This window comes from Desulfocurvus thunnarius, assembly GCF_055390965.1.
Genome location: NZ_AP042411.1, coordinates 2,056,700 through 2,076,684, shown reverse-complemented (window position 1 = coordinate 2,076,684; position 19,985 = coordinate 2,056,700). Strand labels below are relative to the sequence as shown.

Sequence of the window (19,985 nt, the reverse complement as noted above, 5' to 3'; positions counted from 1 at the left end):
ACAGGGCCCCGGCCCGCGCGTATGCTGGCCCGGCACGGCAACACCGCATTCCACGACCCGAAAGCCATGACCCGACCCGACCCCCAGCCCGATCCGCAGCCCGCGCTCCGCCCCGTCCTGGCGCTGATCCCCGCCCGGGGCGGCTCCAAAGGCATTCCGCGCAAGAACGTGGCGCCCCTGGCGGGCCTGCCGCTCATCGCCTATTCGATCCTCGTTGCCCGTGCGGCCACGCTGGTGGACCGCGTGATCGTCTCCACCGACGATCCGGACATCGCGGCCCGGGCCCGGGAGTTCGGCGCCGAAACGCCCTTCCTGCGTCCGGCGGAGCTTTCGGGCGACCGCGTGACCCCCGGCACCTGCGTGCCTCACGCCCTGGCCGAACTCGGCCGCGAAGGCTACCACCCCGCCGTGGTCGCCGTGCTCTACCCCACGCACCCCTTCCGCACCCCGGCCCTGGTGGACCGCCTCGCGGCCAAAAACCTGGAAGGCTTCGAGACCGTTTTCACCGCCCGGCGCTTCACGCCCCACGGCGGCGGCCCGGCGCGCTACCGCTCCCTGGGCACCTACGACGGCGCGGCCATGGCCCGCACCGGGCGCGGGAACTACTGCCACGTGCTGGACGACCCGGCCATGCTCATCGACATCGACACCCCCGACGACCTGACCCTGGCCGGGCAGGTCATCGCGCGCGGGCTGTTCGACTTCGGCTGCGAGGGCCTGTGCGCGCGGTAGTCTGCGCCCTGGCGCTGCCGGGCGAGGCCCTGGCGGAGCCGACCCGGGGCAGGGCACGGGTCCGGGCGATGCTGGCCGCCCTGCGCGGGGCGGACGTGTTTTCCCGCGTGCTGCTGGCCGCATCTCCGCTCCTGGAACCGCACCGGGGCCTGGACGCGGCGGCCACGGGCACGGACCGGGCCGCGAACGTCCTGCCGCCCCTGCCCGAGGACCATGAAGCCATCCACGCCCGCCCCGTGCCCGAAGGCGCCCGCCGGGCGGCCCTGGCCCTGCTGGAGGCCGGAGCCGATCCCCTTGCCGGGCATCTGTTCGTGAACTACCGCTGGCTGGCCCCCGGGCCGCCCCTGGCGCTGGGCGCGGCCCTGGCCGACTTCGCCGCGCGGGCCCGGGCCTCGGGCCGGGCCCTGGCCGCCTCGGCCGCCACGCCTGCGGACCATCCCTGCCAACTGCGGCGCCTGTTCACCATCCGCGAGACCCTGACCCTGGGGCCCCACGCGACGGGCGGGGCCGACGCCGCCCCGGGGCTGGCGGAATTGCTGGCCGGGGCTCCCGGGCTCGCCGGGCCGCCCAGTCATGTGGCCCTGGCCGAAGGCCGCGCCATGGCCGCGCTGGTACCCGGCGGAGCCAGGGGCGCCCGCCTGCTGGTGGACGCCCGGATGCGCCCGGATGCGCTGGAACTGGCCTGGAGCACGGGCCGCGCACGGCCCGAGCCCCAGGACGACCCGGCCCCGGCGGGTGAAACCGCCCCGGTGCTGCGCTTCCTCGTCGAGGGATTGGATGGGTTGGAGGGCTCGCAGGCCCTGGAACTGCTGGTTCTGGACGCCGTGGAGCACGGCGGACCCTTCGACCTGAGCCGCTTCGACGCGCCCCCCGGTGCGCCATGGCGCCCGGCGCCCGACGGACGGGGCATGGTCCGCACCGACACCGGCCGCCGCATCCGGGGTCGGCAGGACTTCCCGCGCGTGCTTGTGCCCGACGCCGGGCTGCTCTACGCCGCCGACCTGCTGACCCTGGCCGCCGACCCGGCCTCGCCCCCGGCGCTGCTCGAAATGCCCGGCACCATGGTGGTGCGCACGGAAATCGACCTGCTGCGCGCCGAGCTGGCCGGGCTGCCCCTGCCCTAGCAGGCCGCCCCGAAAGGGACGCGGGAAAACCCGAACCGCGTGTGCCCGCGGGGTCCTCCGCGCGTCCCGGATTCTTCCGCGCCCTGCCGCTGACCGTTCCTGCCCGGCCTGCGGATGGTGCTTTTTCCAACAGGCAGCTAACCGCGCCCCGCGAAGGACCGGAACAGGGCGTCGTACGCCTCGACCATGGCCTCGATGGAAAACGCCCCGGCCATGCGCCGGGCCGCCGCGCAGCCCAGGCGCGCGGCCAGGGCCCGGTCCTCCAGCACGCTTTCCAGGGCCCCGGCCAGGGCCGGGATGTCCCCCGGGGGGACCAGCAGGCCGCTTGCGCCGTGCTCGACCAGTTCGCAATTGCCGTCCACGGCGCTGGCCACCACGGGCAGCCCGGCGGCCATGGCCTCCATCAGGCTGTTGGACATGCCCTCGAAGGCCGACGGCTGGGCATAGGCGTCCAGCCCGGCCAGCAGCGCGGGCACGTCGGCCACGTGCCCGGGCAGATGCACCCGTTCCCCCAGGCCCAGGCGCGCGGCCCGCGCCTCCAGCTCCGCGCGCAGGGGCCCCGCCCCGGCCAGCACCAGATGGGCTCGCCCCAGGGCGCCCCGGCCCAGGGCCAGGGCTTCCAGCAGGGCCGCATGATTCTTCTGGGCATACAGCCGCCCCACGCTGCCCACGACGGGCGCATCCCCGGGCACGCCCAGCGCGGCCAGGGCCGAGCGGTCGCGCGGCAGCGGCGCTCCGGCGCAGCCGTTGGGGATGTACACCACCTGCTCGGGGCGCACGCCCTCGCGGGCCCGGGCAAAGGGCACCACCTCGCGGCTGTTGAAGACCACCCTGCGCGCCAGGGGCGCCGTCAGGCGGCACAGGGGGAACCACCACCAGGGCCGGTCCACATTGCGCGCGCGCACGGAGGAGAGCACCACCCCGGCTCCGGCCAACCACGCCGCCGGGCGCCCGAGCACGTCGGCCCAGGGCAGCAGGGTCAGGGCCACGTCGGGCCGCGCGCGGCGCAAAAGCCCCACCAGCCGGACCAGCCCCGCGCCGCGGGCCACGGCGCCCTTGCCCAGCGTGAACACCCGCGCCCCGGCGGCTTCCAGCGGCCCGCGCACCAGGGGCGAATCCTCGTCGCCCAGGCCGACGACGGTCTGCTCCCAGCCGCGCCCGGCCAGCCCGCGCACGAGGTGCGTCAGGGCCCGCTGGGTGCCCCCGGGGCCCAGGCTGTCCAGCACGTAGGCCGCGCGCAGCCGGGGGGCGCTCACAGGCCCTCCCCGGCGGCAGGCCCGGGCCCGGCCAGATGCACCTCGTGGAACCAGCGCACGTAGCAGACGAGCGGCCACAGGAAATACTGGTGGTCCACTCGCCCGGCGCGATGGGCGCGCACCACGCGCTCCACCCCCGCCGGGTCCAGCCCCGCGCGCAGCAGGTTCTCCCGGGCCAGGGTCTCGCGGGTGAACGCGCCCAGCTCGGCGAAGAGCCAGCGGTCCAGGGGCACGCCGAAGCCCATCTTGGGCCGCTCGGTGAGCGCCGGGGGCACATACCGCGCCAGCACGCGGCGCAGCAGGTGCTTGCCGCGTCTCCCCTGCCAGGACAGGCGCGTGGGCATGGCCAGCGACAGGCGTAGCACCGCCTCGTCCAGCAGGGGCACCCGCGCTTCCAGGGAACAGACCATGGTCGCCCGGTCGGTCTTGGTCAGGCAGTCGTCCACCAGATAGCCGCCCAGGTCCGTAAGCATCATCCCGCGCAGGAAGTCGCCCCCGGCCAGGGCCCGGCCGCGCTCCCCGGCCCCGGCCAGGCCCGAGGCCCACAGCGCCTCGCGCGGGCCCGCGCCGCACAGCTCGGCCAGGGCCGCGAAGTCGTCGAGCACGAAGTGCTCATAGCGCCGGGCGGCGTCGGGAAAGGCCAGCAGCGCGCTTGCGGCGTGGGCCGCCCGGGAGCGCGGCGCCCGGCGCGTCAGGGCCCGCACCCCGGCCCGCAGCCAGCCCGGTGCGCGCTCCGTCCAGGCCCGGGCCCGGGCCAGCAGATGGTAGCGCGCGTAGCCGAAGAACTGCTCGTCGCCGCCGTCGCCGGTGAGCGCCACGGTCACCCGCTGGCGGGCGAAGCGGCTGAGGAGATACAGCGGCACCGCCGAGGCGTCGCCGAAGGGCTCGTCGAAGGCCCCGGGCATGGCCGTCAGCGCCCGGAGAACCTCCTCCGGGGTCACGGTCAGTTCATGGTGGCGGGTGCCCAGGTGCGCGGCCACGCGCCGGGCGTGGGCGGACTCGTCGTAGCGCGCGTCGGCCCAGCCCACGCAAAAGGTGTCCACCGCGCCGCCCGCCCGGGCGGCCAGGGCCGCCACCAGACTGGAATCCACCCCGCCGGAGAGCAGCACGCCCACGGGCACGTCCGCCACGAGCTGGCGCGCCACAGCGCCGGACAAGGCGGCGTCCAGGGCGTCGGCCCAATGCCCTTCGGGGGCGTCCGGCGCCAGGGGCGCGGCCCGCGGCGCCAGCCAGACCCCCGGCGACCACCACGCGCGCCGCACCGGGGCCACCGTGCCCGCGCCGAGGTCCAGCTCCACACAGCCGCCCGGAGGCACCTTTTCGATACCCGCGTAGATGGTCCTCGGCCCGGCGACGTACTTGGAGGTCAGCATCTCGAAGCGGGCCACAGGGTCGATGGCGTCCGCGCGCCCGCCCAGGGCGCGCAGGGGCGCCAGGGTGGAGGCGAAGCCCGCCAGGGCCGGGCCGTGGGCGAAATACAGCGGCTTCACGCCGATCCGGTCGCGCGCGGCCAGCAGGCGCCCGGCCTGCAAGTCCACGTGCACGAAGGCGAACATGCCCTCCAGGTCGTCCAGCCCGGCGGGGCCGTGGCGCATGAGCCAGCGCAGCAGGACTTCGGTGTCCGAACGCGTGCGCAGGCGCTCGCCCCGGCCTTCCAGGCGACGGCGCAGGTCGGCGTGGTTGTAGATTTCGCCGTTGAAGACCAACCAGTGCCGCCCCTGGCCCGCGCTCATGGGCTGGTCCGCCGCGTGGGAGAGGTCCAGCACGGCCAGACGCGTGTGGCCCAGGCTGACGCGCCCGCCAGCCAGCACCGCCGTGCCCGAGCCATCGGGCCCGCGCAGGGCCTGGGTGGCGCAGGCGGCTTCCAGGCGCGGCCCCGAGGGCGCCCCGCCGCCCGGAGCGAAGAAGGCCACGATGCCGCACATCTCAGCGCCCCCCCGACAACGGACTCAGGGCGTCCAGGGTCCGGTCCACCATGGCGGCCAGGGTAAAATGGCTTTCGATGCGCGCCCGGGCAGCCAGGGAAAGCCGGGCCCGCTCCAGGTCCGGCGCCTTGAGCAGCGCGGCCAGGGCCCCGGCCAGGGCCCGGTGGTCGCGCGGGGGCACGGCGCGGCCCGCCGGGCCCGCGACCTCCGCCGCGTCGCCCACGGTGGTCACCGCGCAGGGCACCCCGCAGGCCATGGCCTCGCCGACCACGTTGGGAAAGCCCTCGCCGTAGGCCGAGGCCAGGGCCAGGGCGTCCAGGGCGGAGTACACGGCGGGCATGTCCTCCCGGGCTCCGGGCAGGACGGCGCAGTCCGCCAGGCCCCAGCCCGCCACGGCTCCGGCCAGGGCCTGGGCCGTGCCGGGGCCCACACAGGCCACCCGCAACCCGGGGACCTCGCGGCGCAACAGAGTGCAGGCGCGCAGGAAATTCGGCCAGTCCTTCATGGGGTCCATGCGTCCGACCTGGGCCACCAGCGGCGCGTCCGGCGCCACGCCCCAGGCGGCGCGCACCCGGGCCCGGGCCGCAGGGTCCGGAGCGAAGCGCGCGGTGTCGATACCGTTGGGCACGACCACGGCGGCCCGGGGCCGGTAGCCCGCCCGGCGGGCCACCGCGAGCCCGGCGGCGGAGTTGGCCACCAGCACGTCCACCGCGCGGGACAGGGCCGCACCCAGGCGGAAGGCCGCCGCCTGCCCCAGGCTGTAGCGCCCCCAGGCCACGTCGGAAAAACGCAGGCCCCAGGCCGTGCGCGCGCCGCAGGCCCGGGCGGCGGCCAGGGCCAGCTCGTTGACCACGGGCTGAAAACCGTAGACCACCCGGGGCCGCAGCCGCCGGGCCAGGGCCGCCAGCCGCGCGGCGGCGGCGGGCAGGTCGCGCCTGCGCCAGCGCGGCGCCGGGCAGAGCACGGCCAGCCCCGGGCCCAGGCGGCGGCGGGCCTCCTCCTCCAGCCCTCCCCCGGCGTGCAGGGCGGCCAGGGTCACCTCCAGCCCGCGCACGGCCAGCCCGGCGGCCAGCTCCAGGGCCTGACGCTGGGCTCCCCCGGTGTCCAGATCGGCCACCACGAGCAGCAGACGCGTCATGACCGGGCCTCCCCGGCAGGGCGCAGGGCCTCGGGCAGGTCCTCGCGGCGTACGTAGCCGAACACGTCCAGGGCTTCATACACGTCCATGCGCGCCCGCGGCCCGCCCGTCAGGGCGTCCAGTCCGGCGGCGGCTCCGGGGTGCCACCACATGAGCCGCAGGGCCTTTTCAAAGCACTTGCGGGCCAGGGCCGCGTCGGCCGGGTTCACGGCGGCCAGCCCCCGGCCCAAGGCCGCCAGCGCACCGGGGGACAGCGGATCGGCCTGGGCCGCCCGGTGCAGCAGGGTCAGAGCCTGACGGGCGTTCCCTTGACCCAGGCGCAGCAGGCCCAGGGCCGCCAGGGCCCGGTCATGCTCCGGCTCGCGGGCCGTGAGCCCTTCCAGCAGGGCCGCCTGGGCCTCGGCGCGGCCTGCGGCCTCGTGGGCCCGGGCCAGGGCCAGGGCGGCGGCCCGTCCGCGCGGGCCGTCCACGTCGGCCCGCAGGACGGGGGCGGCCACACGCCGGGCCGCGCGGGCCCAGGCGGCCAGGGGCGCCTCCGGCGCCGCCCCGGCCTCCCGGTCCATGGCATCCCGAACCACGGCGTCGAGGATCGCCAGCCCCAGGGAGGCCTCCTCGTCCCCGGGGCGGACCCCGTCCGCGGTTTCGTAGCAGCGGCGGGCTTCCGCCCATTGCCCCAGGGCCTCATGGGCGGCGGCCCGCTCGGCGAGAATCTTGACATAGTGCGCATCGTCGCGGCGATAGAGCGGAAAGCTGTCCACCCCGCCCTCGGTGTTGCGCACCGGGGCTCCGGACGCGTCCCGCGGGCTGAAGGTGCATTCCGGCACGTAGCGCACGCCCACGCGGTCCTGGATGTAGTCCATGTCCCGGCCGTCGCGGTACTTCCAGGTGAAGAACTGAAACCAGCGCGGCGGGGCCTCGCGCAGGCTCCACAGCACCCAAACCTCCTCGCTCACGTCGGCGTGGTGCGAATACAGGAACAGGTACTGCGGGTCGAAGGCCATGCATCCGGAATACAGGTAGATGGTCGGCTGGTCGCCCCAGACGCAGAGCCGGTCGCCCCGCCCGGCGCGGGCGCCGATGCAGCGGCCGATGTCGCGCGCCGTGGCGAAAAGCACGCCCACGTAAGGGTGGACGATGCCGAAGGACAGGGCCGCCGCCCGGGAAAAGGCCGGGGCCAGCCGCCGCCCGAGGCGCACGACCTCCCACAGGGCCGCCGCGCCGAGCAGCGCGCCTGCCACGGGCCACTCCCGGCCCAGCTCCGCCAGCCGCCAGCCGCCCAGGGCCGCCAGCACGGCCAGGGGGGCCCAGACGGCGTTGAAATGCGGGGTGTAGTAGTTCTTCTGAAGCTGCTGCGCGGCCAGGGCCAGGGCCGCGAGCCCCGCCAGCAGCCAGGCCTGGGCCCAGGCTCCGGGGCCCGCCAGGGCCAGCCCGGCCACGGCCAGGGCGGGCACCGCGCGCAGGTCGTCCAGCGCGGGCAGCATATTGGCGCGAAATTTCTGCCAGCCGCTCATGGCCGTGGCGGCGTGCAGGCGGCCGACGTAGCCCCCGGGGGCCAGCCGGGCCAGCCCCGGCAGCCGCCCCAGGCCCGTCAGCGCCGCCAGGGCCAGCAGCCCGTCGCGCAGGGGTTCGAGCAGGGTGGTCAGCAGGTAGGGCCGGGCGCCCAGGCCGGTGCGCGGGATGAGCGCCAGGGGCAGGGCCAGCATCCCGGCCAGCCCCGCCGCGTACCACCCCGCCCCGGCCCAGGGCGCGGGCCCGGCCAGGGTCAGGGCGCCCAGGGCTCCGGCCAGCAGCAGGCCCGTGGGCTTGAAATGCACGCACAACCCGGCCAGGGCCCCGGCCACGGCGGCCAGGGCCGGGTCCGCTCCGCGCAGCACGGCCGTCAGCGCCACCACGGCCCCGTTGGCGGGCAGCACCGCGAAATGCTCGGCGTAGGTGAGCATGAACATGGCCTTCGGCGCGGCCTGGACAACGGCGTAAAGCAGCCCGGCGGCCAGGGCGACCCAGGGCCGGCCGAACAACGCCAGCGCCAGCCAGGACACCGACGCCGCGCACAGGGCGTACCAGCCGATCTTGAAATACTGAAACACTTCCGGGGAGTGCGCAACGGCGAAACGCCCGGCAAGGCGCCCCGCCCAACGATAAAAAAACGCCGCCAGCAGGGGGATGTTGAAATAGCCCTGGCAGTGGTAGTTGCCGTGCATGCGCAGCCCGCGCCCGGCGAAAAAGGCGAAGTAGTACCAGCGGCCTTCGTCCTCGGCCAGGGGCTTGCGGGCCAGGGGCAGCCCCAGGGCAACCGCCACGGCGCAGACCGCCAGGGAACACAGCGCCGCCGTCAGCACCCTGCGTCTCCCCGGCTCCGCCGACCCGTCCCTGTGGTCATGCCCTGGCTCCTTTGCGGCCGTCCCGCCGCGTCATCCCGCCGTGTCGCGCGGTTAGGCGTTTTCTTTCCGCCGCCGATGCGCTAGCATCGTTGCGTGCAAGCTCCGGGCCGTTCCGGGGCGGCCACGGCGCGCCCGGCGCGCCCAACAGCGCCCCGCGCCCACCGGCAAGGACCGATGCACGCCCCAGCCCCGAAAAAACCACGCGTGGCCCTGACCCTGCTGGGCTGCGACGCCTCGGGCCAGATCGGCGGGGCCGAGCAGTTCTTCGCCCGGCTGGCCGACGCCTACGCCCGGCGCCCCGAGGCGGACTTCGAGGTCCACTTCGCCACCATGGCCGACGCCGCGCGCGTTCTGCGCCGCCGGGGGCTGCTGCTGGCCGCGCCGCAGCGCGTGCATGCCGCGCCCAACCTCCCGGCCTGGAAATTCAAGGCCTTCGCCGATTCGGCCCTGCTCTGCCGCCTGCTGCTGCGCGAAGGCTTCGACCTGGCGCACGTGGTCATGCCCTCGGCCTTCCACGCCCCGGCCCTGGCCCTGCTGGCGCGGCTGCCCCGGCGCCCGGCCCTGGTGCTGAACATCACCGACTGCACCGTGGCCCACCACTGGAACGACCCCACCCTCCGGAGCGACCCGCAGCGCAAGGCCTATCGCACAACCCTGGGGCTGGTGCCCTTCGACGGGCTCTACTCCTGGTACACCCTGTTTCGCGACGCCGTAGGGGCCGGGACTATTCGCCCTGCGGGCCAACCCCTGGTCCGCGCCGCGCGCGCGGTGTTTACCGACCTGTCGCGCTTCGCCCCCGCGCCCGTCAAGGAGCGGACCATCGTCTTCGCCGCGCGGCTGGTGCCCATGAAGCGCCCGGAGCTGTTCGTCCGGGCCGTGGCCCTGCTGCTGCGCGACCGGCCCGGGCTGGCCGCCGGGTGGCGCTTCACGCTCATGGGCGACGGCCCCATGCGCGAGGCCCTGCTGCGCCTGCGGGCCGACGCCGGGCTGGGGCAGCAGGAGCTCGAATTCGCGCAAAGCGACGATCTGGCCCCGGTCTTCGCCCGCTCCCGGGCCTTCGTCTCCTGCCAGGACCACGAGAACTTCACCTCGCTGGCCATGCTCGAAGCCATGGCCTGCGCCAACGCCGTCATCGCCCGCAACGTGGGCCAGACCGGCGAGTACGTACGCCCCGGCGAAAACGGCGTGCTCGCCCCGGGGCACGACGCCCCGGCCATGGCCCGGGCCCTGGAAACCTTCCTGGAGGCCCCGCAGCACCACGAGGCCTGGGGCCGCGAAAGCCGCCGCCTGGCCACCGAGGTGCACACCGAGGACGCCTTCGTCCGGGACGTGGAAGCCTTCTGGACCGACGTGCTGGCCCGGCGCACCCGCCCTGACCGCCCTATCGCCCAGGACTAGCCCAGGGAATCCAGGTACAGCCCGAGTCCTTCCTCGAACGCCACGCGCGGCGGCCCGAGCACCCGGGCCATGGCCCCGGTGTCGCCCACGATGTCGCCCGCGCGCCCGCTGTCGCGCCGCTCGAAGACCGGGGCCCGGCCCAGCCTGCGGCCCATGGCCTCGGCCATGTCGCGGATGTGCAGCGCCTGCGGCCCGGCGAGGTTGAGCTTGTGGCTGGCGTCGAGCTTCATGCAGCCCGCCAGAGCCCGGGCCGCGTCGGCCACGTAGAGCGGATTCAGGCGGATGCCGCGTTCGCCGTCCAGGGCCACGGGCTCCCCGTTGGCCACGCAATGCGCCAGCCGGGGCACCAGGGCCCCGGGCCGCTGCCCCGGGCCGTAGACGAAAAAGAACCGCGCCAGGATGACGTGGAACAGCCCGTGGTAGCTCTCGGCCAGGATTTCCGAACAGAACTTGGTGCCCAGGTAGAAGCCGAGCTCCCCGGCGGGGCGGATCACGTCGTCCTCGGTGAAGGCCCGGCCCCCGCTGCCGTAGATGCCGCCCGAGGAGGCGAGCACGAAACGGGCCGCCCCGGCGCGGCGCGCGTAGTCCAGCAGCCGCGCCGTGCTGTCCACGTTGGTGGCGAAAATGTCCCGCGCCCGGGCGGGGAACTCGCGGTAATGCTCGCTCTGGGCCAGATGGACCACCGTATCCACCCGGGCGGGCAGGATCGAGGGGTCCCATGACGTGGTAAAATCGAGGGGAACATGCGTCACCCGCGCCGGGTGGCGCGCGGCGGCGGGCGCCGTGCGCCCCGCGCAGACGACCTCGTCGCCCGGGGCGAACAGCGCAAGCAGGTGCGAACCGATGAAACCCGAGGCCCCGGTCAGCACATACCGGCTCATGGCGTCTCCCCGCGCACCGCGCGCACGGCGATCCCGGCCTCCTCCTCGTGCAGCCATTCCACCGCCAGCCCGGCGGCGGCGCACATGTCGCGGGCCTCCTGGGCCGTGTGGCGCCGGGCCAGGGCGGGCCGGAACCAGTCGAAGTTCACGTGGTTCATCTCCTCGAAGCTCCAGTCTGCGCGGTAGAAGCACTTGAGCACGTGCCAGTAGAACAGGCGCTGCACGTCGTAGGTGCCGCCGGGAATGTCCAGCAGGGGCACGTCGGGCACCGTGACCTGGCAGTGCAACTCGCCCAGGGCGCGGCCCAGCTCGGTCAGGGGCCGCAGGGCCTCCCAGGCCTGTTCGTCGGTCAGGCCCGCCAGCCGCTCGCGCACGAGATCGTCGGTAAACTCGCGCACCGGGCCCTTGCGGCGGTAGACGTAGAACAAAAGCCGCCCGCCCGGGCGCAGCATCCGGGCCAGGGCGCGCACTCCGGCGGCGGTGTCCAGGGTATGGTGCAGCACGCCTTCGCAGAACACGAGGTCGAAGCCGGCCTCGGCCAGGGGCATGTCCAGCAGGTCGCCCTGCAGGAACAGCCCGGGCACGCCCCGGCTGCGGAAGGCGTCGCGCGCCCCGGCCACGGCGCCGGTCAGGTCCAGGCCCACGTAGGTATTGCGGTGCAGATGCTCCCCGAAAAAACGCAGGGCCACCTCGCCCAGGCCACACCCGGCCTCCAGGATGCGCCGTCCGCCGTCGCCCAGCCAGGTGTCCAGCAAGCCCGGGTCGCCGCCGCAGTATTTGGAAAACATCCAGTCGGTAAGAAACCGGCACGCCGCCTCGGAGCCGAAGGACTCCCGGCGGCTCCATTTGTGGGCGAAGCAATCCCTGGTCTGGTTGCGGGCGGCAAGGGCCGTCTCCCGGCCTACGCCTCGTCCGTCGCTCATGCAGTGCTCCTCGTTCCCGTTGCCGCCCGGGCCAGCGCCGCCACCTGCGGCAGCGCCCCGTCCGCCACGGCCCGCCAGCCGTGGACCCGGCGAATCCATTCCAGGGCCTCGCGGCCCCGGGCGTCCAGATCGATGCGCCCGTCCAGCACGGCGGCCAGCGCGGCGACGATGTCCTCTTCCGTTTTCGCCTGGAGCACCGGCGGCAGAGCGAAACCCTTGGCCGCGAACGCCCCGGCCGCAAGGTGCATGAGCACCGGCGCGCCGCAGGCCATGGCTTCCAGGGCCGCCGCCCCGTAGCCGCCGACCACGAACTGGTCCGCCACCATATCCGCGCCGGACAGGAGCCCGTAGAGCAGCGGCTTGGAAAGCACGAAGGGCAGCACCGTGACGTGCTCCGCCCCGCAGGCTTCGCCCAGGGCCTGCCTGTCGCGCCCCCAGCCCAGGGCCAGCACGTGCAGCCGCCCGCTCCCCGCCACGCGCGCCACGGCGCGCAGCAGCCTGTCGCTGCCCTTGACCCGCGCATCCAGCCGCGAGGGCACCACGCAAATCACATCGGCCTCGGGGCAGGGCACGCCCAGAGCGCCCAGGGCCGCCGCCAGGGCCGTGCGCCGGGCCGCCCGGCCCAGGGGCGGGTCCACCTCGGGCATGGGCAGCGGGAAATACAGCAGCCGCCGGGCCCCCGAGGCCGCGAAGGCATCGCCCCGCTCGCCCCCGGCGACCCACGGGTCGTGGGAGCCCACGCCCAGGGCCCGGGGGTAGGCCCGGCGCATCAGCCGCCGCCAGAAGCGGTTCTCCACCCTGGCCCGCAGGCAACCGCCCCCGGGCGGGTCGAAACCCGCCACAAGGCGGATGTCCGTGCCGAAAGGCCACAGCAGCACGGGCCGCCCCGAAAGCAGGCCCAGGGTCGTTCCTTCCAGCCCGTTGCAAATCACCATATCGCATTCGCGCAGCAGGTCCAAGCCGGCCGCCAGATGCGGCCGCCTGAGGAATACCGCTTTCAGGAAGGCCGCGTCCAGCCCCCGGACACCCGCGAATCCTCCGGCGCCCGGGGCGGCGGCGGGAGCCGCTTCCAGAGGATCGACCACCCAGTCCGGAGCCCGCCAGCCCGCGCGGGCCTCCAGGGCGCGCACGCGGTCGCGGTCCCACGGGCGGCCGTCGTCCAGTTCCCCGGCGTCCAGGCGCAGGGGCGCGTCCTGCCATACGGGGTGCCCGAAGGGGTGGAACATGCCCCAGTCGCGCACGAGGAGCACGTCCTGCCCGGCCCGGGCCAGGGCCTTGGCGATGAGATAGGTGGCATTGGCCTCACCGCCGTAAAGCCCGATACGCATCAGGGCCGCGCCTCGCGGACGGCCAGGGCCTCGACGATGGCCGTCATGCCGTAGAACCGGCCTTTGTACGCGGGGGGCACGTCCCGCTCCCCGGCGCCGGGCGCGCGCAAAGAGCCCTCGGGGCCCAGGGCCTCCACACGAAAGCCCGCGCCTTCGAGCACCGCGCGCAGCCGCCGGGGCGGCACCACCACCTGGCTGCCCCGCCCCAAAAGCGTGCGCCCCAAAGCCCGCAGAGACATGCGCACCACGTGCAGGTTGCGCGCCGCCAGGCCCAGGTCCAGCAGCAGGTGCGCGTGCCAGCCCCAGGTGTTGGCGTTGACGTACAGCCGCCCGCCCGGACGCAGCACGCGGGCCAGCTCCGCCCCGGCCCGGGCCATGTCGGTGAACATGAACGCGCCGTAGCAGAAGGCCGCATCAAAGGAGGCGTCGGCATAGGGCAGCCGCTCCAGGGGCGCGTAGCGGAAGTCGGTGTTGCCCAGGCCGTGGGCTCCGGCCAGGGCCCGGGCCACGCCGATGAGCTGCGGGTCCAGGTCCACCCCCCAGGCCTCGGCGTTGAGCCCGGCCAGGGCCACGGTCCACTGGCCCATGCCGCAGGCCGCGTCGAGCACGCGCCCATGGCCACACAGGCCCAGCCCTTCCAGGCGGCTGCGGTAATAGCCCAGGGTGCGCGGGGCGGTGAACTCGCCGCGCATGAAGAGCCGGTTGTAGTCCGACAAGCTGTCCCAGGTCTCCACGGGGATGGTCCAGCCCGCCTGACGGGCCAGTTCCAGGGTATCGTCGCTCATGTCCAGATGTCCTCGAGTTTGCGCAGCGGCACGCTCACGCTGCGGCGGCCCTGGGCGTCGGGCCCGTTGCGCGTCACGGGCAGGTCGCGGCCCCGGAAACGCAAGGCCGTCGTCATGTCGGCAACAAAAACGGTCAGCCCCTGCAAGGCGTCCGCCGGGTCGTCCCTGCCCGGAGCGGCGCCGGGGTGCGTCCCGAAGACCGGGTCGGAAGAAAAATCCACCTCAAGAACCCCGGGCTCCGCGCGGCGGACGGCGACCCGGGCGATCATGTCGAGGTAGTGCAGCAACCGCGCCGTGCCCGCCACCCACAGCCGCCCGGCGTCGGCCTCGCGGGCCAGCTCGCGCAGCGGCTCCAGGGGCCGGGGGTCGCGCGCCAGGGCCGCCACCCCGGCGCCGTGGCAGCGCCCGGCCCGGCGCAGGGCCACGCCCAGGTGCTGGTAGAGCACGGCCACGCCCCAGCCGGAGTACAGCCGCCCCAAGCCCACGCGCGCGAACTGGCGGCCCATGTTGCCCAGATTGGGCGCGTTCTCCCCGGTGCCCGCCACGCGGATGAACCCGGTCATGGGTCCGCCGTCCTGAAGCACCAGGGGCCGCAGCACCTCACGGGGCGTGCGCCGCGCCGGGTCCACGAGGCCGAGTGCGTCGCCGGCCAGGGTCCGCAGCCTATTTTCCAGGCCCCGGGGCGGCGTGCGGTCCACCTTGAGGGAATCGGTCCAGACGAAACGGCAGCCCGCCTCGCGCAGCAGGTCGGCATGCCAGGCCGGATCGCCGGGCACGTCGCCCCGGTGGTAGGCCGCGTCGGCGCCGATGTTCTGGGCGTTGTGCTCGGTGCCGTGGTTGGTGAACACGGCCAGGGCGACGCCCCGGCGGGCCAGGGCGTCCAGGGCCCGGGCCGCGTGGGCCCGGGTGCAGCCGCCGGTGAAGTCGAAGTCGCCGTAGGCGTGGTTGGTGTCGATCCACCCGGCCCGCAGGTATTCGTCCAGCCGCGCGGCGTGGGGCGCGGGCGGGGCGTCGGCCGCCGCGCCCTGGAAGTAGGACAGCGTGTACGGGTGCGCGCTGTAAAAAAACATGCTCGACGCCACCTCCAGCCCCAGGCCGGGGCCCAGGGGCGTCGTGCCGCGCGAGTTCATGAAAGCCATCACGGCCTCGAACCATTCCAGCGAGGTGAACTCGATGTCGTTGGAAAGGGCCACGGCGCCCAGGAAGGGATACGGCAGGGGCCGCACCAGCGGATCGCGCGGACGGGCGAACTGGTGCAGCCGGGGCCGCAGCCAGGCGGGCGGCCAGCGGCGGGCCGTGGCGCGCGCGGGCGGGCGGCTCACACGCCCTCCGGCGCCGCGCCCGGGGTCGTGTCCGGCGCATCGTCCAGGGCCAGAATATCGGCGGGCACCTCGCGGCGGCGCAGGGCGCGCGCCGGATTACCCAGCACCAGCGTGCCCGGGGGCACGTCGGCGCCGACCACGGCGCCCAGGCCCACCTGGGCCCCGGCGCCGATGCGCACGCCCTCGGCCACCAGCGCCCCGGCGCCCAGGTGCGCATACGGCCCGACGCGCACCCCCGAGGTCAGGTTCACCGCCGAGGCCAGCAGCGCGCCCTGGCCCAGGCGGCACTGCCCGCCGACCACGCACTGCGGGCTGACGACCACGAAATCCCCGATCACCGCCTCGTGGAAGACCACCACGTACGGATGGACCACGCAGCCCGCGCCCAGGCGCGCCCCCGCGTACAGCCGCGCCGATGGGTGGACCAGGGACACGAAACGCTCCGGCGCCAGGCCCAGCCCGTCCAGGATGGCCTTGCGGCGCAGCAGCGTGCGGTGGGAGCCGATGCCGAAAACGAAGCGGCGGTCCGGCAGCTTCCGGGCCAGGGCCAGGGGCCCCAGCACGGGCACGCCATGCACCGCGCCCCCGGCCAGGGCCGGGTCGTCGTCCAGGGCTCCGGCCAGCTCCAGCCCGGCCCCGGCGGCGTTCATGTCCGCCACCAGGGTCAGGTACTCCGCCAGCCCTCCGGCGCCGATGACCACGATGCGTTCCACCCGTCCCCCTACGCCGCAGCGCCGCAGCGCCCGGCCACCACCGCCACGGCGGCGTCCAGGCTGGTCATGGCCACCACGTCCTCGTCGTCCAGCAGCACGCCGAGGTCCTCTTCCAGGGCCATGACCAGATTCATGTGCCGGAAGGAATCCCACGCCGGGACGCTGTCGGGGCTTTCGGCCCCGGTGAGGCCCCCCGGCTCCAGGCCCATGACCCGGGCAAACGTCGCAAACACCTTGTCGCGCATCAAACCTCCCGCGCGCCGCCCGGGCGCGCCTGATCGTTTTCATCGCCCAGGCCCAGGGGCTCCTCGGGGTAGAGGTCGGCCTCGCCGAAGGCCGCGGCAAAGCTCCTGGGCCCGGCGCCCGGCTCCTGGCGGGTCATGAAGCGGGCCATGAACTCGCGGTCCTCCCCGGCCAGACAGCGCGGGCTGTGGTCGCGGAAGGCGCGCACCCGCCAGCCCCGGCGCAGGATGCCCTCCAGGGGCTCGTGCAGCACGTTGCCCAGGCTGATGTGGATGAACGGACACGGCAGCACCTCGCCGTTCTCCGTCACGTACACCAGCCCGTTGACCGTGCGGCAGCCCCATTGCACGCCGAACAGCGGCCACAGGTCGCGGTACACCCCGGGGTGCCGCCCGCGCATGGCTTCCAGATACCGGGCGTCGCCCGCAGTGATGCACATGTCCGTGCGCCCGGCCCAGGCCCCGGCGGAGGTCGCCGCCACCAGCAGCACGGTGAAGCCGTTGTCCTCGGCGAAGCGGACCAGATATTCCAGGCCCGGGCCGCGCACGTTCTGGTGGGTGACCACCGTGTTCAGGTTGGCCTGCATCCCCGCGTCGCGCGCCAGGAACAGCGCCCGGCGCGCGCGCTCCCACGAGCCCGGGCGGCGCCGGAAGGCGTCGTGCTCCCCGGGGTCGGCGCTGTCGATACTCACCGAAATCTTGTCCACCCCCAACGCCGCCAGCTCCGCCGCGCGCTCCGGGGTCATGAGCCAGCCGTTGGTGGTGATCATGATGTGAAAACGCTGCGGGCCGATGGCCGCCAGCACCCGGTCCAGGTCCGGCCAGGTCAGGGGCTCGCCGCCCTGCAGATGCCACTGCCACACGCCCAGGGCGTGGGCCTGATCCGCCAGCCGGGCCACGTCGTCCAGGGTCAGCCGGGGCGCGTCCGTGGCCAGATAGCGCGAAAAACAATGCTGGCAGTGGAAATTGCAGCGGTTGTCGTAGTTCAGTTCCAGCAGTTGCAGGCCGTAGCGCCCGGCCTCCACCCGGCGGCGGAAGGCCAGCATCTTGCGCATCACGACGGGCTTGGCCATCAGGGTCTTTCTGCCTTGGGTACTCATGGCGTCACTCCCCCGCCCGGCGCAGGGCGTACACCACGTTGTCGGCGTCCACGCGCAGCAGGCGGTAATCGTGGGGCACCACCATGCGTGCCTCCACGGTCAACCCCAGGCCCCGGGCCCGGGCCTCGAAGGCGGCGGGGTCGGTAAAATTCCACAGATGGTCGAACTGGGGCACGTTGCGCGCCGTGGTGGCCACCAGCAGCCCCCCCGGGGCCAGGGCCCCGGCCAGGGCCGCCAGCACCGCGTCGGGCCGGGCGAAATGTTCGAGCACTTCCACGGCCAGCACGCAGCCGAAGCGCCCTTCCAGATCCGGCGCCCCGGGGGCTCCGGGAGCCAGAATATCGTCGTCGCGCAGGGCCGCCTGCGGGAAGCGCCCGCGCACGAAGGGCGCAAGCTCCCGGTCCCAGGCGGTGACGGGCGCGCCGTCCGGCACGGGCAGCAGCAGCTCCAGCCCCGAGCCCGCGCCGAAGACCAGCCGCGCGCCCCCGGCACCGGCGCACAGCCGGGCCACCTCGGCCATGAGCCGGAAGCGGTGGCCCGTGGCCAGCACGCTGGCCAGCAGAAACACGTCGTAGACCGCGCGGTCGAAATCCGGAGCCGGAGCCCCGGCCTCGGCGGGATAGCGCCCCGTGGCCGCAAAGCGCCGCAGGTCGTCCTGATAGCGCGCGGCAAAGGCCATGTAGCCGCGGGCGGCCTCCGCGGGGCCCAGGCCGTGGGCCGCGCAGTACTCGCCGAGGTAGGCGTCCACCATGCCGTACAGCGCCGCGTCCCCGGGCTCCGGGGCGTCGGCCAGGGCGCGGGTCAGGCGCGTGTGCCCGAAGCGCAGGGCGGGCTCGTGTCCGGCCATGGCCGCGATCATGCGCCCTCCCCGGCCCCGCCGGGCAAGGCAGACGCGGCCGCCGGGCCGTCCACGGCGGAAAAATGCCCGGGCACGGCGGGCAGGGGGCCGCCCAGGTCGAGGACGAAGCGCAGGGGCCCGCCCTGCGGCGCCGCCCCGTCGGGCGCAAAGCCGTGGGCAGGGTAGAAATCGCGCACCTGGGCGTTCTTGGCCGTGGGCACGAACAGCCCCGTGGCCCGCGCCACGCCCCGGGCGCGCAGGGCGGCCAGGACCACGGCCAGCAGGGCCGTCTCCACCCCGCGCCCCAGGGCCCGGCAGGAGAGCAAAAAGGTGTCCAGCTCCGCCCCGCCGCGCCCGTCCGGGCAGGCAATGGCCGCGCCCACGATGCCCATGGCCCCGAAGCGGTCCTCCAGGGCCACCCAGGCCACCAGATGCCCGGGCGAGGCCGCCAGGGCGCGCACGTCGTCCCCGGTGCGCCGCCGGGCGGTCAGGTTGAACTGGTTGGTCTTCTGCGTGAGCTGGGCCACACGGGCCAGGGCGGTCGCCTCGGCTTCGCCCGCGTCCGGGTTCGCGTCCGAGCCCGCATCCGGGCCCGCATCCGGGCCCACGACCACGCGCACGTCCAGGCGCATGTTCAGGGACCGCAAATAGGCGTCCAGGTCGGGCACTTCGGCGCGCAGGCGCCTGCGCCGGGCCTCGCCGCGATACATGGCCCCGCGCAGGCCGTCCTCGACGGAGCGCGCCAGGGTGTCGAACAGGCCGCACCCGGCCAGGGCGTCGGCATTGCCCGCCGCCCCCCCGGCGGGCAGGTGCAGCACGGTCACCTCAGGCAGCCGTGCGCGCACCAGACCGGCCTCGAAAGCCGAATCGTCCACGAAAACCATGGCGTCCAACCCCAGGTTCAGTTCCCGGGCCAGGGCTTCGACGTTGGCGGCCTTGTCGTTCCAGTCGATGCGCCAGGCCGCGATGTCTTCCTCGCGCAGGACCATGGCCGGGTGGTTACGGAAGACCTCCCACACGTCGGCTTCGTTGTTCTTGCTGCACAGGGCCAGCACCACCCCGCGCGCGGCCAGGGACTTCACGGCGCGCTGGAAGTCCACATACGCCGCGCCGGGGTGCCCGGGGCCGAGGTGGATGCCCTGCGGCCCGTCCTCGCCGACCACGCCGCCCCAGAGCACACCGTCGCAGTCGAGCACGAGGCACTTGCGGGCCCGGCCGCGCAGGGCGCGCGCCAGGGCAGCTACCTCGCGGGCCACGGCGGCCAGCCCCTCGCGGGCATAGGGCGCCCGGGCGCGATACCACCAGCGGCGGTCGAAGAACCGTTCGGCGCCCACCCGCGCCAGGCACAGGTCCATGTCCACGAAAAACGCATTGGGCACCCCGGCCAGCAGGGCGCGCAGCCCCGCGTTCAGCCCGCGCACGGCGCCCGACTGTCCCCCGGGCCCCTGGGCGTCGAGCACGCCCAGGGCCGGATGCACGGGCGTCTCGTAGCCGCACCACAGCACCGGGGCCTGGGTCCGCCCGCGCAGGGCCGCGAGCACGGCCCGGGCGTGGGCCAGCACCGCGTCGCACCGCGCCCGCACGGCGTCCGGCTCCAGGGCCGCGAACCCGCGCACAAGCTCCGGGTCCAGCAACTCCAGCGCCTCGGCCACCAGCACGCAGTCCGTGTCCGGCCCCACGGGGCCGCCCGGACCGAGGGCCTCCTGAAGCACCGTGTCGTACCGGCCGAACGCCAGCTCGGCGCGCAGGCCGTCCTGGCGCAGCAGGTAGCGCAGCAGGGGCTCCATGGGTTCCAGGACCACGTTGCGCAGCACGGCCATGCGCAGCGGCGCGCAGCCCGTCCAGTCCGTGGCGTCCAGGGCGGCGTGGATTTCCGAGTAGCTCCTGCCGTCGAACATC

The 19,985-nt window shown here is 74.7% G+C and carries 17 protein-coding genes; 3 read left to right on the top strand and 14 right to left on the bottom strand.

Going from position 1 to position 19,985, the window contains the following annotated elements; all coding sequences use genetic code 11:
• The first annotated feature begins 66 nt into the window (after positions 1 to 66).
• Both ACZ5KV_RS09035 and ACZ5KV_RS09030 read left to right on the top strand, forming a co-directional pair.
• Entirely contained in the window at positions 67 to 732 is a 666-nt protein-coding gene (locus ACZ5KV_RS09035; RefSeq protein WP_464238978.1) for an acylneuraminate cytidylyltransferase family protein, read from the top strand.
• Complete coding sequence (locus tag ACZ5KV_RS09030; protein WP_464238977.1) at positions 720 to 1,856, top strand: hypothetical protein; 1,137 nt, start codon at positions 720 to 722, stop codon at positions 1,854 to 1,856. The genes ACZ5KV_RS09035 and ACZ5KV_RS09030 overlap by 13 nt, the downstream gene beginning before the upstream one ends.
• A 137-nt stretch (positions 1,857 to 1,993) precedes the next feature.
• Here the strand turns inward: ACZ5KV_RS09030 and ACZ5KV_RS09025 are convergent, their stop codons facing one another.
• From ACZ5KV_RS09025 to ACZ5KV_RS09010, 4 genes are read right to left on the bottom strand one after another with little or no spacing between them, the layout of a single operon-like run.
• The gene (locus ACZ5KV_RS09025; protein ID WP_464238976.1) at positions 1,994 to 3,112 is read right to left on the bottom strand and encodes a glycosyltransferase; all 1,119 of its coding nucleotides are present in this window, start codon (positions 3,110 to 3,112) and stop codon (positions 1,994 to 1,996) included.
• Positions 3,109 to 5,037, bottom strand: coding sequence for an asparagine synthase (glutamine-hydrolyzing) (gene asnB, locus ACZ5KV_RS09020; RefSeq protein ID WP_464238975.1), 1,929 nt, complete (start codon positions 5,035 to 5,037; stop codon positions 3,109 to 3,111). The genes ACZ5KV_RS09025 and asnB overlap by 4 nt, the downstream gene beginning before the upstream one ends.
• A 1-nt stretch (position 5,038) precedes the next feature.
• Positions 5,039 to 6,175 carry a glycosyltransferase gene (locus ACZ5KV_RS09015; protein WP_464238974.1) on the bottom strand — a complete coding sequence of 379 codons (1,137 nt, stop codon included), beginning with the start codon at positions 6,173 to 6,175 and terminating at the stop codon, positions 5,039 to 5,041.
• Entirely contained in the window at positions 6,172 to 8,514 is a 2,343-nt protein-coding gene (locus tag ACZ5KV_RS09010; protein ID WP_464238973.1) for a tetratricopeptide repeat protein, read from the bottom strand. The genes ACZ5KV_RS09015 and ACZ5KV_RS09010 overlap by 4 nt, the downstream gene beginning before the upstream one ends.
• Before the next feature lie 246 nt (positions 8,515 to 8,760).
• Between ACZ5KV_RS09010 and ACZ5KV_RS09005 the strand changes: the two genes are divergently transcribed.
• Positions 8,761 to 9,954 (top strand): glycosyltransferase family 4 protein, encoded by a 1,194-nt coding sequence (locus tag ACZ5KV_RS09005; protein ID WP_464238972.1) that lies wholly within the window; start codon positions 8,761 to 8,763, stop codon positions 9,952 to 9,954.
• On the opposite strand, the gene ACZ5KV_RS09000 is transcribed toward ACZ5KV_RS09005, so the two are convergent.
• The 10 genes from ACZ5KV_RS09000 to ACZ5KV_RS08955 are packed head-to-tail and all read right to left on the bottom strand — an operon-like array spanning position 9,951 to position 19,984.
• On the bottom strand, positions 9,951 to 10,835 hold the full coding sequence (locus tag ACZ5KV_RS09000; RefSeq protein WP_464238971.1) for an NAD-dependent epimerase/dehydratase family protein: 885 nt from the start codon (positions 10,833 to 10,835) through the stop codon (positions 9,951 to 9,953). The genes ACZ5KV_RS09005 and ACZ5KV_RS09000 overlap by 4 nt on opposite strands.
• Positions 10,832 to 11,758 carry a class I SAM-dependent methyltransferase gene (locus ACZ5KV_RS08995; protein WP_464238970.1) on the bottom strand — a complete coding sequence of 309 codons (927 nt, stop codon included), beginning with the start codon at positions 11,756 to 11,758 and terminating at the stop codon, positions 10,832 to 10,834. Before ACZ5KV_RS08995 ends, ACZ5KV_RS09000 begins: the two co-directional genes overlap by 4 nt.
• A complete protein-coding gene (locus tag ACZ5KV_RS08990) occupies positions 11,755 to 13,086 on the bottom strand; it encodes a glycosyltransferase (protein ID WP_464238969.1) in 1,332 nt (443 codons plus the stop codon). The genes ACZ5KV_RS08995 and ACZ5KV_RS08990 overlap by 4 nt, the downstream gene beginning before the upstream one ends.
• The gene (locus ACZ5KV_RS08985) at positions 13,086 to 13,871 is read right to left on the bottom strand and encodes a class I SAM-dependent methyltransferase (protein ID WP_464238968.1); all 786 of its coding nucleotides are present in this window, start codon (positions 13,869 to 13,871) and stop codon (positions 13,086 to 13,088) included. The genes ACZ5KV_RS08990 and ACZ5KV_RS08985 overlap by 1 nt, the downstream gene beginning before the upstream one ends.
• Positions 13,868 to 15,193 carry a hypothetical protein gene (locus ACZ5KV_RS08980; protein WP_464238967.1) on the bottom strand — a complete coding sequence of 442 codons (1,326 nt, stop codon included), beginning with the start codon at positions 15,191 to 15,193 and terminating at the stop codon, positions 13,868 to 13,870. The genes ACZ5KV_RS08985 and ACZ5KV_RS08980 overlap by 4 nt, the downstream gene beginning before the upstream one ends.
• A complete protein-coding gene (locus ACZ5KV_RS08975; RefSeq protein WP_464238966.1) occupies positions 15,190 to 15,906 on the bottom strand; it encodes an acetyltransferase in 717 nt (238 codons plus the stop codon). Before ACZ5KV_RS08975 ends, ACZ5KV_RS08980 begins: the two co-directional genes overlap by 4 nt.
• An 8-nt stretch (positions 15,907 to 15,914) precedes the next feature.
• Entirely contained in the window at positions 15,915 to 16,151 is a 237-nt protein-coding gene (locus ACZ5KV_RS08970; RefSeq protein WP_464238965.1) for an acyl carrier protein, read from the bottom strand.
• Positions 16,151 to 17,248 carry a radical SAM/SPASM domain-containing protein gene (locus ACZ5KV_RS08965; protein WP_464238964.1) on the bottom strand — a complete coding sequence of 366 codons (1,098 nt, stop codon included), beginning with the start codon at positions 17,246 to 17,248 and terminating at the stop codon, positions 16,151 to 16,153. The genes ACZ5KV_RS08970 and ACZ5KV_RS08965 overlap by 1 nt, the downstream gene beginning before the upstream one ends.
• 4 nt (positions 17,249 to 17,252) lie before the next feature.
• Positions 17,253 to 18,107 (bottom strand): methyltransferase domain-containing protein, encoded by an 855-nt coding sequence (locus ACZ5KV_RS08960; RefSeq protein WP_464238963.1) that lies wholly within the window; start codon positions 18,105 to 18,107, stop codon positions 17,253 to 17,255.
• Complete coding sequence (locus tag ACZ5KV_RS08955; protein ID WP_464238962.1) at positions 18,104 to 19,984, bottom strand: HAD-IIIC family phosphatase; 1,881 nt, start codon at positions 19,982 to 19,984, stop codon at positions 18,104 to 18,106. Before ACZ5KV_RS08955 ends, ACZ5KV_RS08960 begins: the two co-directional genes overlap by 4 nt.
• Position 19,985 lies beyond the last annotated feature (1 nt).